This is a genomic window from Micromonospora sp. WMMD956, from assembly GCF_029626125.1.
In the GTDB taxonomy this organism is placed as follows: domain Bacteria; phylum Actinomycetota; class Actinomycetes; order Mycobacteriales; family Micromonosporaceae; genus Micromonospora; species Micromonospora carbonacea.
Genome location: NZ_JARUBI010000005.1, coordinates 6,223,050 through 6,237,366, shown reverse-complemented (window position 1 = coordinate 6,237,366; position 14,317 = coordinate 6,223,050). Strand labels below are relative to the sequence as shown.

The following is a 14,317-nucleotide window of genomic DNA, read 5'->3' as shown; positions in this document are numbered from 1 at the left end:
GGCGGGCGGGGCGGTCACGCGCGCCACCGGTAGCCGCGCGGGGTGACCATCCGGCCGGCGACGAGCCGGGTGCGGCTGCTGCCGACCACCACGACGCTGTACATGTCGACCACGGCCGGGTCGAGGGTGGCGAGGGTGGCCAGGTGCACCCGTTCGCCGGGCCGGCTGGCGTTGCGCACCACCCCCACCGGGGTGTCCGGCGGCCGGTGCGCGGCGAACGTCTTCAGGGCGGCGGCGAGCTGCCAGTCCCGGGCGCGGCTGCGCGGGTTGTACAGCAGCGCCACGAAGTCGCCCTCCGCGGCGGCGGCGACGCGCCGCTCGATGACCTCCCACGGGGTGTGCAGGTCGGACAGGCTCAGGTAGGCGTGGTCGTGGCCCAGCGGCGCGCCGAGCAGCGCCGACGCGGCGAGCGCGGCGGTCACCCCGGGGACGCCGACGACGTCGACGCGGTCGTCGGCGTGCTCCAGGGCGGGGCTGGCCATCGCGTACACCCCGGCGTCGCCGGAGCCGACCAGCGCCACGGCGTGCCCGGCGGTGGCCTCGGCGACGGCGGCACGGGCGCGTTCCTCCTCCGCGCCGAGGCCGCTGGCGAGGATCCGGGTGCCGGGGCGCAGCACGTCGCGCACCTGGTCGACGTACTGGTCGAGACCGACGACCACCGCGGCGCGGCGCAGCTCGGCGAGGGCACGGGGGGTGCGCAGGTCGGCCGCCCCGGGGCCGAGGCCGACGATCGCCAGCCGGCCGCGCGGGGCGTGCCGGGCCACCGCGACGGTGGCCATCGCCGAGGCGGTCTTCGGCGCGACGAGCGTCGCGTCGGCGCGCCGGCCGGGCTCGCCGAGCAGCGCGGCGGCCTCCGCGACGCTGGGCGTGCCGACGGCCGCGCGGACCACCTCGCTGGGGTGCGGCACGTCGACGGCCGCCAGGTCCGCCGCCGGATGCGTCACCAGGGGTACGCCGAGCGCGTCGGCGGTCGCCCGGATGCCCGCCTCGTCGGCCTTGATGTCGGCGCTGGCCAGGCAGCGGACGCTGGCCGGGCTGAGGCCGGCGGCGGCGAGGACCCGGTCGAGCAGGTCGCGCACCTGACCGGCGGGCACGCCCCGGCTGCCGCCCACGCCGACGACCAGCGACGGCGGCCGGAGCACGGCGGTGCGCCCGTCGAGCGGCACGACCCGGTCGGTGACGAGCAGCCGGGGCGAATCGGCGGGGGCGTCGGCGCGCACGTGCGGCGGCAGGGCCGGCAGCGGCCAGGCCGCGTCGGCGACGAGCCGCACCGGCTCGCCGTCGAGCAGGGCCCGGGTCACGGCGGCGACCGCTCCCTCGACGGGCCAGCCGAGCGTGTCCAGGCCGGGCAGGTCCGCCGCGTCGGTGGCGGTGGTGACCACCGGCCGGGCGTCGAGCAGCGCGCCGACGTCGGCGGCGAGGGCGTTCGCGCCCCCGGCGTGGCCGCCGAGCAGCGCCACCGCGTGCCGGGCGGCCTCGTCGACGACCACGACGGCCGGGTCGGTGCGCTTGTCGCCCAGCAGCGGGGCGAGGATCCGCACCACCGCCCCGGTGGCCAGGAACGCGACGACGGCGTCGTGCCCGGTGAACGCGGCGCGCAGCGCGTCGGCGGCGGTGTCGGCCTCGACGAGGCGGGCGTGCGGCCAGGCGGCGGCGAGGGTGCGGGCGTGGCGGCGGCCGGCGGCGGTGGCCGCGACGAGTCCGATGCGGGTCATCTGCGCTCCCCGGGGGACGGTGGGTGGTCGGCGGTGAGGACGAACACCGGGTTGGTGGCGGCGAGGCGCACCGACCCGCCGGGCAGGTCGGCGAGGCGGGCGGCGGAGAGCTGCACGCCCTCGACGCGGTAGCCGTGCCCGCGCAGCAGGTCGAGGGCGGGGGCGACCCGGTCCAGGGCGGCGAGGGCGGCCACCACGCGGGCGGGCCGGCGGGCGGCGACGGCGGCGAGCGCGGCCAGTCCGCCGCCGCCGACGAAGACGGCGTCCGGGTCGGGCAGCCCGGCCAGCGCCGCCGGGGCGGGACCGGCGACGACCCGCACCTCGACCCGGTGCGCGGCGGCGTTGCGCCGGACGAGGCCGGCGGCGTCCGGGTCGCGTTCGACGGCGATCACGGCCGCGCCGAGCAGGGCGCACTCGATGCCGACGGAGCCGCTGCCCGCGCCGACGTCCCAGACGAGGCGGCCGAGGCGGGGGCGCAGCCGGGCCACGACGAGGGCCCGCACCTCCGCCTTGGTGATCATCGAGTCACGGTGGGCGTAGGCGTCCTCGGGCAGCGCCCAGCCCCCGGCGGGCGCGGCGGCCGGCTGGTTGTCGGCGCGCGCCCCGGCCGACGCCCCGCCGACGCCCGGACCTGCGCCGACGCCCGGACCTGCGCCGAAGCCCGGACCGGCGGCGGGGCCGGGCTGGTCGGCCGGGTCGGCCGGTGGGTCGGCGGGGCCGGGCGGCACGGGCGGGTCGGCCGGATCTGCCGGTGCCGGGTCGGCGGGGCCGGGCGGCACGGGCGGGTCCGCCAGCGCCGGGTCGGCGAGGCTGAGCAGCACGTGCGGGTCGGCCCAGGCGGTGCCGGCCGCGGCCTGCGGGGTGGTCTCGACGATCCGCTCGGCCGGGGTGCCGAGGCGCTCGGCGACGACGAGGCGGCGCGGCCAGCCGACCAGGCCCGCGCCGATCTCGGCGGCCCCCGCCCCGGGGGCGGTGAGCACGGCGACCGCCGGCAGCGCCCGCGCGGCGTTGAGCGCGGGCCGCAGGTCGCGGCCGTGCGCGCTGACCACGGCCGCGCCGTCCCAGGGCAGGCCGGCGCGGGCGAACGCGGCGGCCACGCTGGACACGGCGGGCAGCACCCGCAGCGGCAGCCCGTCGGCGCGCAGTCGGCGCACGATGCCGAACAGCCCCGGGTCGCCGCTGGCCAGCACCACCGCCGGGATGCCGGCGGCGACGGCGGCGGCGAGCCGCTCCAGCGCGGGGGCGAGGGGGCCGAGGGTGACCGTGGCGCAGCCGGGGGGCAGCGCGACGGCGGCGAGGTGCCGGGCCGCGCCGACGGCCAGCCGCGCCCCGGCGAGGGCGTCGGCGGCGGCGGGGTGCGACGGCGCGCCGCCCGCGTCGACGCCGACAACGGTCACCGGGGTCCCGACGCGGACGACGGGCGCGGGGGGATCGACGCCGACGACGGGCGCGGGGGCGTCGGCGGCGCGGGGCACCCGCCCCGGCGGGACGTCGCCGGGGAGCAGGCGGCCCGCCGGGCCTGCGCCGGGGGTCACGCCGCCCACCGGCCCGCCGACGCGACGAGATGCTCCCCGGCGAAGTCGACCATCGCCACGTCGACGTCGACGGCGTGCCCGGCGAAGCGCAGCAGCACCTGGCGGACCCGGGCGCAGAGCAGATCCCCGGCGGGGCGCAGCAGCCCGGCGTCCGCCCACAGCTCGTACGCGTGCCGGCCGGTGTTCGCCGCCACCACCTCGGCCACCAGGGCCGGGTCCCCGCCGGCGTCGGCGGTGACCGCGCCGAGCAGCGACAGGTCCACCTTGGAGCGGGTGTAGTGGGTCATCAGCACCCCGGCGGCGAGCTTGGCCAGCTTGCCGGCCATCCCGACGAACGCCACCCGGGTCAGGCCGTCGCCGACGGCGGCGGTGACGGCCGCGCCGGTGAAGTCGCCGACCTCGACGAAGCACACCTCGGGCAGGTCGGGCAGCAGGGCGCGGGCGGCCCGTTCGGTGCGCCCGCCGGTGCACAGCACCACCGTCCGCTCCCCCTGGGCGGCCATCACGTGCACGGCCTGCACCACGCTGGCCCGCCAGGACGCCGTCGAGAAGGGCCGGACGATCCCGGTGGTGCCGAGGATGGAGATGCCGCCGAGGATGCCGAGCCGCCGGTTGGTGGTCTTGCGGGCCATCACCTCCCCGCCGGGGACGCTGATGACCACCCGTACCCCGACCTCGGCGAGGTCGACCACCTCGGCGACGGCCTGGCCGATCATGCGGCGCGGGGTCTCGTTGATGGCCGGGCCGCCGACGGCGAGCCCGAGGCCCGGCTTGGTGACCGTGCCGACGCCCGGCCCGCCGGCCAGGTCGAGGCCGGGGGCGTCGCGCCAGCCGACGGTGGCGGTGAGGTGCGCGCCGTGGGTGACGTCCGGGTCGTCCCCGGCGTCCTTGACGACCACGGCCTCCGCGCCCGCGCCGGGCGGGTCGGCGAGGTCGCAGCGGGCCACGGGGAAGGCCACCCGGCGGCCGGCGGGCAGGTCGATCTCCACCTGCCGCTGCGGCACGCCGGTGACCAGCGCGGTCACCGCCGCCTTCGCCGCCGCGGTGGCGCACGCGCCGGTCGTCCAGCCGGTGCGCAGCGCGGTGGGCCGGACCTTCGCGGTACGCGGCAGATCCGGCTCGCGCAGCTCCGGTTCGGGGTACGTCATCCGGCCCGTCCCGGCGCGGCCGGTGTCCCGGGCTCGGCGTCCCCGCCCGCGCCGGTGCCGTCGTCGCGGCGGCGACGCAGCTGCGCGCGGGCGGCCGGCTCGGCCCGGCGGAAGGTGTGGAAGTGCCCGGGGTGATAGAGGTGCGAGCGGGTGCCGGCGGCGGCCAGCGCCGGCCCGACCAGGAACAGGGTGTGTTTCCACAGCCGGTGCCGCTTGACGGTGGCCTCCAGGGTGCCGACGGTGCAGCGCGCCACCAGCTCGTCCGGCCACGTCGCCCGGTACGCCACCACGGCCGGGGTGTCCGCCGGGTAGCCGCCGGCCAGCAGCTCGGCCTGCACCTGCCCGGAACGGGCGGCGGAGAGGAACAGCGCCATGGTGGTGCCGTGCCGGGCGAAGTCACGGACCCGCTCGCCGGGCGGCATCGGCGTCTTGCCGCCTTCGAGGCGGGTGAGGATCACCGACTGGGCCACCTCGGGAACGGTCAACTCCCGGCCGACGAGCGCGGCGACGGCGGTGAACGCGGACACGCCGGGCACCACCTCGACGGCCAGCCCGAGGGCCCGGCACAGGTCGAGCTGCTCCTGCACCGCCCCCCACAGCGCCGGGTCGCCGGAGTGGATCCGCGCCACGGTCAGCCCCCGGGCGGCGGCCCGCTCGTAGACCGGCAGCACCCCCTCCATCGCCAGTTGCGAGGAGTCGACGATCTCGGCGTCGGCGCGGGCGTGGTCGAGCACGTCGGCGTGCACCAGGCTCGCCGCCCAGACCACCACGTCGGCCGCGCCGATCACCCGGGCGGCGCGCAGGGTGAGCAGGTCGGCCGCGCCCGGCCCGGCCCCGACGAACCACACCTTCCCCGTGGTCGCCGGCGCGCCGGCGGTGTCTCCTGCGGTGCTCACAGCTTGCCTCCCCGGGTGTCCCGGCGGGCCGGGACGAGCAGCGTCGACAGGTACGGCAGGTCGCCGTCGTCGGGGTCCGCCGGGCCGATCCGCTCCCCGGGCAGGCCGAGTCCCCGGCCCAGCACCGCCTCGCCGAGGCGGCCCTGCCGGCGCAGCTCGGCCACCAGCTCGGGATGCCGCCGCCAGCCCTTGTACGCGACGACCGTCCCCGGCCCCGCTAGGGCGGCGGCGAACAGCTCCGGCCCGGCGGTGGCGGGCAGCAGGGTCAGCGGCTCGCGCCCCTCGCAGAGCACGGTGCCGCTGCGGGCGGCGAGGTCCTGCATGGCGGTGATCCCGGGCACCGTGGCGACCCGCACCGCCGGGCGCAGCGCGCGCACGCCCTGGGCCAGGTAACCGAAGGTCGAGTAGACGTTCGGGTCGCCGATGGTGGCGAACGCGACCCGCCCCGCCCCGGCGTCGAACGCGTCGGCCACGGCACGGGCGGCCGCGTCCCAGGCGGCCCGGCGGCGGGCGGTGACGCCGCCCCGGTCGTCGAGGGCGAACGGCAGCCGTCGCACCCGGCCACCGTCCACGTACGACCGGACGGTCGCCTCGGCCCGCCCGCCGCCGTCCACCGTCCCCGGGCCGGTCCCGGTCCCGTCGGGACCGGCCGGGGCGTCGGGGCCGGCTGGCGCGTCGGGGCCGGCTGGCACGTCGGGACCGGCCGGGGCGTCGGGGCCGGCTGGTGCGTCGGGGTGCTCCGCCATCACCGGGACGAACACCACGTCGGCCTCGCGCAGCACCCGCACGGCCTTCACGGTCAGCAGCTCCGGGTCGCCCGGCCCGACCCCCACGCCGGTCAGCGTGGGCCCGTCGGGGCGCGCCGCCGGGGCGGGCCACGACGCAGGGACGGGCCGTGGCCCCGGGGCGGTCACCGGCACGCCTGCACGAGGCGACGGGCGGCGTGCGGCTGGCCGGCCCAGTGGACGTGCAGGTAGGAGGCGTGCACCCGGCCGTCGACGAAGCCGTGCGCCGCGCCGTCGAAACGCCACGCCGGGGTGTCGCCGTGGCCGGGGTCGGTGACGGTGCGGTGGAACTCGTGGCCGCGTACCCGCTCGCCGGCCCGGGTCACCGGGGAGTCGGCGGCGGCCACCGCCTCCCGGTAGCCGAGGGTGAGCCGGCCGGTCATCCGGGCGGTCAGGTCCAGCCGCCCGCACATCGGCGCGCCGTCGAGGGAGCGGCCCAGGTAGAGCAGGCCGGCGCACTCGGCGACGACGGGCCCGTCGAAGGCGGCCAGCTCGGCGCGCAGCGCGGCGTTGCCGGCGAGCGCGTCGGCGTGCGCCTCCGGGAAGCCGCCGCCGATCACCACCGCCCGGGTGCCGGCCGGCAGGCCGGGGTCGCGCAGCGGGTCGAACGGGGCCACGGTCGCCCCGGCCGCCGCGAGGAGTTCGGCGGTCTCGGCGTACGAGAAGGTGAACGCCGCCCCGGCGGCGACCGCGACCGTCGGGCCGCCGGTGCGCGCCGGGCCGTCGACGGCGGTGACACCGGCTGCGCCGCCGACGGCGGTGGTGCTGGCCTGACCGCCGACGGCGGCGACCGGGTCCCAGGCGGGGGCGGTCAGCGGCGGGGCGCTGCGGGCCAGGTCGAGCACCGCGTCGAGGTCGACGGTGGCGGCGACCAGGTCGGCGAGGGCGGCCACGACCGCGAGGGACTCCGGGGCCCGCTCGGCGACCGGCACCAGACCGAGGTGCCGCGAGGGGGCGGCGACCTCCACGGACCGGCTGACCGCCCCGAGCACCGGCACGCCCACCTCGGCGAGGGCGTCGCGCAGCAGCGTCTCGTGCCGGGGCGAGCCGACCCGGTTGAGGATCACCCCGCCCACGCGCACCCGCTCGTCGAAGGCGCGCATGCCGAGCACCAGGGCGGCGGCGGAGCGGCCCTGGGCGGTGGTGTCGAGCACCAGCAGCACGGGGGCGTCGACGAGGGTGGCGACGTGGGCCGTGGAGGCGTACCCCCGGCGGCCGACCGCGCCGTCGTGCAGGCCCATCACCCCCTCGATCACGGCGACGTCGGCGGGCGTCGGGACGCTCGCGCCGTGGCGCAGCAGCGGTGCGACGCGCTCCGGCCCGACCAGCCACGGGTCCAGGTTGCGGCCCGGCCGGCCGGCGGCGAGGCCGTGGTAGCCAGGGTCGATGTAGTCGGGGCCCACCTTGTGCGGGCTGACGGTCAGCCCGCGGCGGCGCAGCGCGCCGAGCAGGCCGGTGGCCACGGTCGTCTTGCCGTGCCCGCTGGCCGGGGCGGCGACCACCACCCGGGGCAGCGCCCATCCGGTGCTCACCACTCGATGCCCTTCTGGCCCTTCTGGCCGGCGTCCATCGGGTGCTTGACCTTGGTCAGCTCGGCGACCAGGTCGGCTGCGGCGACCAGGCGCGGGTCGGCGTCGCGGCCGGTGATCACGACGTGCTGGAAGCCGGGCCGGTCGGCCAGCGTCGCCACGACCTCGTCGACGTCGACCCAGCCCCACTTCATCGGGTACGTGAACTCGTCGAGCACGTACAGGCCGTAGCGCTGGGCGGCCAGGTCGCGCTGGATCTGCCGCCAGCCCTCCAGGGCGTCGGCGGCGTGGTCGGCCTCGCCGCCGCGCTGGATCCACGACCAGCCCTCGCCCATCTTGTGCCAGGCGACCGGCGCGCCCTGGCCGGTGCGCTCGTGCGCCTCGCCGAGGGCGCGGAAGGCGTTCTCCTCGCCGACCCGCCACTTGGCGCTCTTGACGAACTGGAACACCCCGATCGGCAGCCCGGCGGTCCAGGCGCGCAGGGCCAGCCCGAACGCGGCGGTCGACTTGCCCTTCATCTGCCCGGTGTGGACGATCAGCAGCGGCCGGTGCCGCCGCTGCCGCGTGGTCAGCCCGTCGGCGGGCACCCGTTCCGGCCTGCCCTGCGGCATCAGCGCACACTCCTGTCCTGCCGGCTCGTCCCGCCGGCTCTCCGCGATCTTGCAGTTACGGCCCCCGCTTGCACCGCCTTCGTCCCTTTCGTCCGGGCCGCAAGTGCAAGATCGTTGTGCGTGAGGGCCGTGAGGGGGTGGTGCCGGGCGTTGAGGTGGGTGGCCAGGCGGCGGGCCAGGTGCAGGCGGACCGGGCCGGACTCGCAGTCGACGACCACGCACGGGGCGCCGGTGGCGGCGAGCAGCGCCGCCGCGCGGTCGGCCCGCTCCAGCGGGCGGGGCCCGGCGGTGGCCCGGCCGTCGGTGAGCACCAGCACCAGGGGACGCCGCCTCGGGTCGCGCAGCCGCTCCACCCGCAGCAGCTCGGCGGCGGCGGCGAGGCCCTCCGCGAGCGGGGTGCGCCCGCCGGTGGGCAGGTCGGCGAGGCGGGCGGACGCGGCCAGCACCGACGACGTCGCCGGCAGCAGGGTCTGCGCCCCCGCCCCCCGGAACGCCACCACGGCCACCTTGTCCCGGCGCTGGTAGGCGTCGGTGAGCAGGGCCAGCACGGCGCCCTTCACGGTCGACATCCGCTCCCGCGCGCCCATCGAGCCGCTGGCGTCGACGACGAACAGCACGAGGTTGCCCTCGCGCCCCTCGCGGACCGCTTCCCGCAGGTCGGCCGGGCGCAGCCGCAGCGGCCCGCCGACCCTGCCCCGGGCCGCCCGACGCCCGGCGGCGGCGCGGATCGTCGCCGGCAGGTGCAGCGGGCCGGGCCGGCCGGCGCGCGGGGTCCGCGCCCCGGTGGTGCGGCCCCGGCCGGTGCGGGCCCGCGACCGCCGGCCGGGCACCCCGTCGCCGACGCCGGGCGCGGTGAGCAGCCGGGCCGTCAACCCCGTCCGGGGTACGGCCACCCGCTGCCGCCCGCCGCCGTCCCCGGGTCGGTCGACCGGCTGGTCGGCGGGCGGGTTTCCGCACTGGGCTGTGGGCTGGTCCCCGGGCTGTCCGGGAGCCCTGGTGTCGGCGGTCGACCCGGCTGTGCCGTCGCCGGAGCCGTCGCCGTCGTGCCAGCCGCTCGCCGAGCCGCCAGCCGCCGTCCCGTTCCCGGGGCCGTCGCCTCCCGCCGGGCCACCGCCGTCCCGGCCACTCCCGTCGGGACCGCCACCGCCCCCGGGACCGCCGCCGCCATCCGGGCCGCCCCCGGGACCACCACCGTCCGGGCCGTCGCCGTCGCCGTCGGGGGCGGGCGGGTCGTCGTCGGGGTGGTCGTCGGCGGCCCGCCGCAGCGCCTCGTCGAGACGGTCCTCGTCCAGCCCCGGGACGTCGAACGGGTCACGGCGGCGGCGGTGCGGCAGGGCGAGCCGGGCGGCGACCCGCACGTCCTCGGCGGTCACCACCGTCCGGTCCTGCCAGGCGGCGTGCGCCATCGCGGCGCGGGCGGTGACGATGTCGGCGCGCATCCCGTCCACGTCGAACGCGGCGCACACCTCGGCGATCTGGCGCAGCGCGGCGTCGGGCAGCCGCACCCGGCCGAGCCGGTCCCGGGCGGCGGCGACCCGCCGGGCCACCTGGGCGTCGGCGTCGGCCCAGCGGGCGGCGAACCCGGCCGGGTCGGCGTCGGCGGCCAGCCGGCGGCGCACCACCTCCACCCGCACGGCCGGATCGCGGCTGGCGGCCACCTCCACGGTCAGCCCGAACCGGTCCAGCAGCTGCGGGCGCAGCTCCCCCTCCTCCGGGTTCATCGTGCCCACCAGCAGGAACCGGGACGCGTGGCTGACCGACACGCCCTCCCGCTCGACGTGGTTGCGGCCCATCGCGGCAGCGTCGAGGAGCAGGTCGACGAGGTGGTCGTGCAGCAGGTTGACCTCGTCGACGTAGAGCACGCCCCGGTGGGCGGCGGCGAGCAGGCCGGGCTCGAAGGCGCGTACCCCCTCGGCGAGGGCCCGCTCCAGGTCCAGCGAGCCGACCACCCGGTCCTCGGCGGCGCCGACGGGCAGCTCGACCAGGCGGGCCGGGCGGCGCTCGACGGGCGCGCCGGCGCGGCCCGGACCCGCCGCGCCGCCCGGGTGCGGGCCGTCGGGCGGGCCCGGGTGCGGGCCGTCGGGGCAGGACGGGTCCGGCGTCGCCGGGTCGCAGGCGAACCGGCAGCCGGCGACCTGGTCGACGGGCGGCAGCAGGGCGGCCAGGGCCCGCACGGCGGTGGACTTCGCGGTGCCCTTCTCGCCCCGCACGAGGACCCCGCCGATGGCCGGGCAGACGGCGTTGAGCAGCAACGCGAGGCGCATGTCGGCCATGCCGAGCACGGCGGAGAAGGGAAACGCGCTCACTGCCGGTCCTCCAGGTCGCCCTCGCTGGCCAGGTACGTCTCGCGGAGCCGGTCGAGGGTGGCCGGCTGCGGGGCGGCCCACATCCCCCGCTCGGCGGCCTCCAGCAGCCGCTCGGTGATGCCGCGCAGCGCCCACGGGTTGGACTGCTCCAGGAACGCCCGGGTGGTGTCGTCGAAGACGTACTCGGCGGCGAGGCGCTCGTACATCCAGTCGTCGACGACGCCGGCGGTGGCGTCGTAGCCGAACAGGTAGTCCACGGTGGCGGCCAGCTCGAACGCGCCCTTGTAGCCGTGCCGGCGCATCGCGGCGATCCACTTCGGGTTCACCACGCGGGCCCGGAACACCCGCCGGGTCTCCTCGCCGAGGGTGCGGGTGCGCACGTCGTGCGGCATCGCCGAGTCCCCCACGTACGCGGCGGGGGCGACGCCGGTGAGGTGGCGCACCATCGCCACCATCCCGCCGTGGTACTGGAAGTAGTCGTCGGAGTCGACGATGTCGTGCTCGCGGGTGTCCTGGTTCTTCACCGCCACGGCGATGCGGGCGAAGGACCGTTCCATGTCGGCGCGGGCCTCCCGCCCGTCCAGGCCGGGGCCGTACGCGTAGCCGCCCCAGACGGCGTACACCTCGGCGAGGTCGGCGTCGCTGCGCCAGTTGCGGGCGTCGATCAGCGGCAGCAGCCCCGCCCCGTACGCCCCCGGTTTGGAGCCGAAGACGCGGGCGGTGGCCCGGCGCTCGTCGCCGTGCTCGGCGAGGTCGGCGGCGGCGTGCGCGGCGACGTAGTTGTCCCGCGCCGGCTCGTCGAGGGCGGCGACCCGGCGCACCGCGTCGTCGATCAGCGCGACGACGTGCGGGAACGCGTCGCGGAAGAACCCCGAGATGCGGACGGTGACGTCGACGCGGGGCCGGCCCAGCTCGGCGAGCGGCACCACCTCGACGCCGGTGACCCGACGGGACCGGTCGTCCCAGGTGGGACGGCAGCCGAGCAGGGCGAGCACCTCGGCGACGTCGTCGCCCTGGGTGCGCATGGCGCTGGTGCCCCAGACGGTGAGCCCCACCGAGCGGGGGTAGGCGCCGGTGTCGGCGAGGTGCCGGGCCAGCAGCGAGTCCGCGAGGGCCACGCCGACGTCCCAGGCGTTGCGGCTGGGGATCGCCTTCGGGTCGACGGAGTAGAAGTTGCGGCCGGTGGGCAGCACGTTGACCAGGCCCCGGGTGGGCGAGCCGGACGGGCCGGGCGGCACGAACCGGCCGTCGAGCGCGCCGAGCACCCGGCCGACCTCGTCGGTGGTGCGCGCCAGCCGCGGCACCACCTCGCGGGCGGCGAAGCGCAGCACGTCGGCGGCGTCGGGGATCGCCCGGCCGGTGACCTCCGCGACGACGGCGTCGACCCGGTCGGCGCTGGCGTCGGCGTCGATGCCGGTGCCGGTGCTGGCGCTGGTGTTCGCGTCGGCGTCGGCGGCCCAGCCGAGGGTCTCCATGGCGACGACGAGCCGCCGGGCCAGCCCCTCGATCAGGTCGACGGCGTCGGCGGCGGTGCCGGCGGGGCCGTCGGCCACGTCGGTCAGCTCCTTCGGCACGGCGATGCGCCGTCCCGGCTCGGCGAGCAGGGCGGCCTCGTCGAGGCCGTACGCGGCGGCGAGCGCCTGGCGCAGGCCGGGCAGGGCGCGCACCCCGCCCCACACCTGGGGGGCGCGCAGCACGGCGAGGACCAGGTTGACCCGCGCCTCGCCGGTGGGCGCGCCGCCGAGGACGTGCAGGCCGTCGCGGATCTGCACGTCCTTGACCTCGCACAGGTACCCGTCGAGGTGCAGCACGAAGTCGTCGAAGTCGTCGGCGGCGGGCATGTCGGCGGTGTGCAGGTCGTGGTGCAGCTCGGCGGCGCGCACCAGGTCCCAGATCTGCGCCCGCACCGTCGGCACCTTCGCCGGGTCGAGGGCCTGCACGGTGGCGTACTCGTCGAGGAGCTGTTCGAGCTTCGCCAGGTCGCCGTACGTCTCGGCGCGGGCCATCGGCGGCACGAGGTGGTCGACGACGACGGCGTGGGCGCGGCGCTTGGCCTGGGTGCCCTCGCCGGGGTCGTTGACGATGAACGGGTACACCAGCGGCAGGTCGCCGAGGACGGCGTCGGGGGCGCAGTCGGCGGCCAGGCCGAGGCCCTTGCCGGGCAGCCACTCCAGGGTGCCGTGCTTGCCGAGGTGCACCACGGCGTCCGCGCCGAACCCGCCGTCCGCCTCGGGCGCGGCCAGCCAGCGGTACGCGGCGAGGTAGTGGTGGCTGGGCGGCAGGTCGGGGTCGTGGTAGATGGCGATCGGATTCTCGCCGAAACCGCGCGGCGGCTGGATCGCCAGCAGCACGTTGCCCAGCCGCAGGCCGGCGAGCACGACGTGCCCGTCGTCGACGTACAGCTCGCCGGGCGGCTCGCCCCAGTGCTCGCGGATCCGCTCCCGCAGCGCGGCCGGGACCGCCTCGAACCAGCGCCGGTAGCTTGCCTGCGGCACCCGGGCGTCGGCGGCGGCGAGCTGCTCGGGGGTGAGCCACTCCACGTCGTGACCGCCGGCGGCGATCAGGGCGTGGATGAGCGCGTCCCCGTCGTCGGGCACCGGCCGGTCGCCGAGGTGGTAGCCGGCGGCGGCGAGCGCGGCGAGCAGCCGCACCGCCGAGGCGGGGGTGTCCAGGCCGACGGCGTTGCCGACCCGGGAGTGCTTCGTCGGGTAGGAGCTGAGCACGATCGCCAGCCGCTTCTCGGCGTGGGGCACGTGCCGCAGCCGGGCCTGGCGCGCGGCGATCCCGGCGACCCGGGCGGCCCGCTCGGGGTCGGGCTCGTAGACCGACAGCCCGTCGGCGTCGATCCGCTTGAACGAGAACGGCACGGTGACGATCCGGCCGTCGAACTCGGGGATGGCCACCTGCATGGCGGCGTCCAGCGGGGACAGCCCGGCGTCGCTGCCGGCCCACTGGTCGCGGGTGCTGGTGAGGCAGAGCGCCTGCACGATCGGCACGTCGAGGGCGGCGAGCGCGCCGACGTCCCAGGCGTCGTCGTCGCCCCCGCCGGAGGCGTCGGCGGCCACCGTCCCGCCCGCGGCCAGCACGGTGACGACGAGGGCGTCGCAGCGGGCGAACAGCTCCAGCGGACCGTCGCCGGGAGCCAGCCCGCGCAGCGAGCCGCAGAAGACCGGCAGGGGGTTCGCCCCGGCGGCGTCGACGGCGTCGGCGAGGGCGTCGACGAAGGCGGTGTTCCCGGCGAGGGCGTGCGCCCGGTAGAAGACGATCCCGACCGTCGGCCGCTCGGGCTTGACGGGCCGCTCGCCGTGGACGCCGTGCCCGGGGGTGGGCGCGGGCGGGGCGAAGCCCTCGCCGGTGAGCAGCACCGTGTCGGAGAGGAACCGGGCCAGCTCGGCGAGGTTGCCCGGCCCGCCCTCGATCAGGTACGCCAGGGCCCCGGTGGCCACCCCTGAGGCCACGGTGGACGCGGCCATCAGCTCCGCGTCGGGCACCGCCTCGCCGCCGAGGACGACCGTCGGCACCCCGGAGTCGAGCACGGCCGCGAGGCCGTCCGGCCACGCCTGCCGGCCCCCGAGCAGCCGTACGACGGCGAGGTCGACGCCGTCGAGCAGCGCCGGCACGGCGTCGGCGGCGACCCGGGCGGGGTTGGCCAGCCGATAGCCGACGCCGCTGGCCCGGGCGGCGAGCAGGTCGGTGTCGGCGGTGGACAGCAGCAGGATGCGCACGGAGGGCTCCGGAGAGTGACGCACGGGGCGGCGGGCAGGCCGCCTGCGGGCAGGCGTGGGCGCGGGT

Annotated in this window: 9 protein-coding genes and 1 pseudogene; all 10 read right to left on the bottom strand. The window is 78.6% G+C overall.

Annotated elements, in window-relative coordinates:
• Positions 1-14: 14 nt before the first annotated feature.
• The 10 genes and pseudogenes from cobJ to cobN all read right to left on the bottom strand — a co-directional run bounded on the left by cobJ (position 15) and on the right by cobN (position 14,250).
• Entirely contained in the window at positions 15-1,715 is a 1,701-nt protein-coding gene (gene cobJ, locus O7628_RS27210) for a precorrin-3B C(17)-methyltransferase (protein ID WP_278134892.1), read from the bottom strand.
• Positions 1,712-2,236 (bottom strand): precorrin-6Y C5,15-methyltransferase (decarboxylating) subunit CbiT, encoded by a 525-nt coding sequence (gene cbiT, locus O7628_RS32735; protein WP_347405247.1) that lies wholly within the window; start codon positions 2,234-2,236, stop codon positions 1,712-1,714. The genes cobJ and cbiT overlap by 4 nt, the downstream gene beginning before the upstream one ends.
• 282 nt (positions 2,237-2,518) lie before the next feature.
• Positions 2,519-3,112 (bottom strand): annotated as a pseudogene (gene cbiE, locus O7628_RS32730) (precorrin-6y C5,15-methyltransferase (decarboxylating) subunit CbiE); the annotation flags it as partial.
• Positions 3,113-3,246: 134 nt separating this feature from the next.
• Positions 3,247-4,398 carry a cobalt-precorrin-5B (C(1))-methyltransferase gene (locus O7628_RS27200; protein WP_278134889.1) on the bottom strand — a complete coding sequence of 384 codons (1,152 nt, stop codon included), beginning with the start codon at positions 4,396-4,398 and terminating at the stop codon, positions 3,247-3,249.
• Complete coding sequence (gene cobM / locus O7628_RS27195) at positions 4,395-5,294, bottom strand: precorrin-4 C(11)-methyltransferase (protein WP_278134887.1); 900 nt, start codon at positions 5,292-5,294, stop codon at positions 4,395-4,397. The genes O7628_RS27200 and cobM overlap by 4 nt, the downstream gene beginning before the upstream one ends.
• Complete coding sequence (locus O7628_RS27190; protein WP_347405221.1) at positions 5,291-6,127, bottom strand: precorrin-2 C(20)-methyltransferase; 837 nt, start codon at positions 6,125-6,127, stop codon at positions 5,291-5,293. The genes cobM and O7628_RS27190 overlap by 4 nt, the downstream gene beginning before the upstream one ends.
• A 77-nt stretch (positions 6,128-6,204) precedes the next feature.
• Positions 6,205-7,614 (bottom strand): cobyrinate a,c-diamide synthase, encoded by a 1,410-nt coding sequence (locus O7628_RS27185; protein WP_278134885.1) that lies wholly within the window; start codon positions 7,612-7,614, stop codon positions 6,205-6,207.
• Complete coding sequence (cobO, locus tag O7628_RS27180; protein WP_091277672.1) at positions 7,608-8,219, bottom strand: cob(I)yrinic acid a,c-diamide adenosyltransferase; 612 nt, start codon at positions 8,217-8,219, stop codon at positions 7,608-7,610. The genes O7628_RS27185 and cobO overlap by 7 nt, the downstream gene beginning before the upstream one ends.
• Positions 8,219-10,492, bottom strand: a complete 2,274-nt coding sequence (locus tag O7628_RS27175) for a VWA domain-containing protein (protein WP_278136419.1) — start codon at positions 10,490-10,492, stop codon at positions 8,219-8,221. The genes cobO and O7628_RS27175 overlap by 1 nt, the downstream gene beginning before the upstream one ends.
• A gap of 29 nt (positions 10,493-10,521) precedes the next feature.
• A complete protein-coding gene (gene cobN, locus O7628_RS27170) occupies positions 10,522-14,250 on the bottom strand; it encodes a cobaltochelatase subunit CobN (RefSeq protein WP_278134882.1) in 3,729 nt (1,242 codons plus the stop codon).
• Positions 14,251-14,317 lie beyond the last annotated feature (67 nt).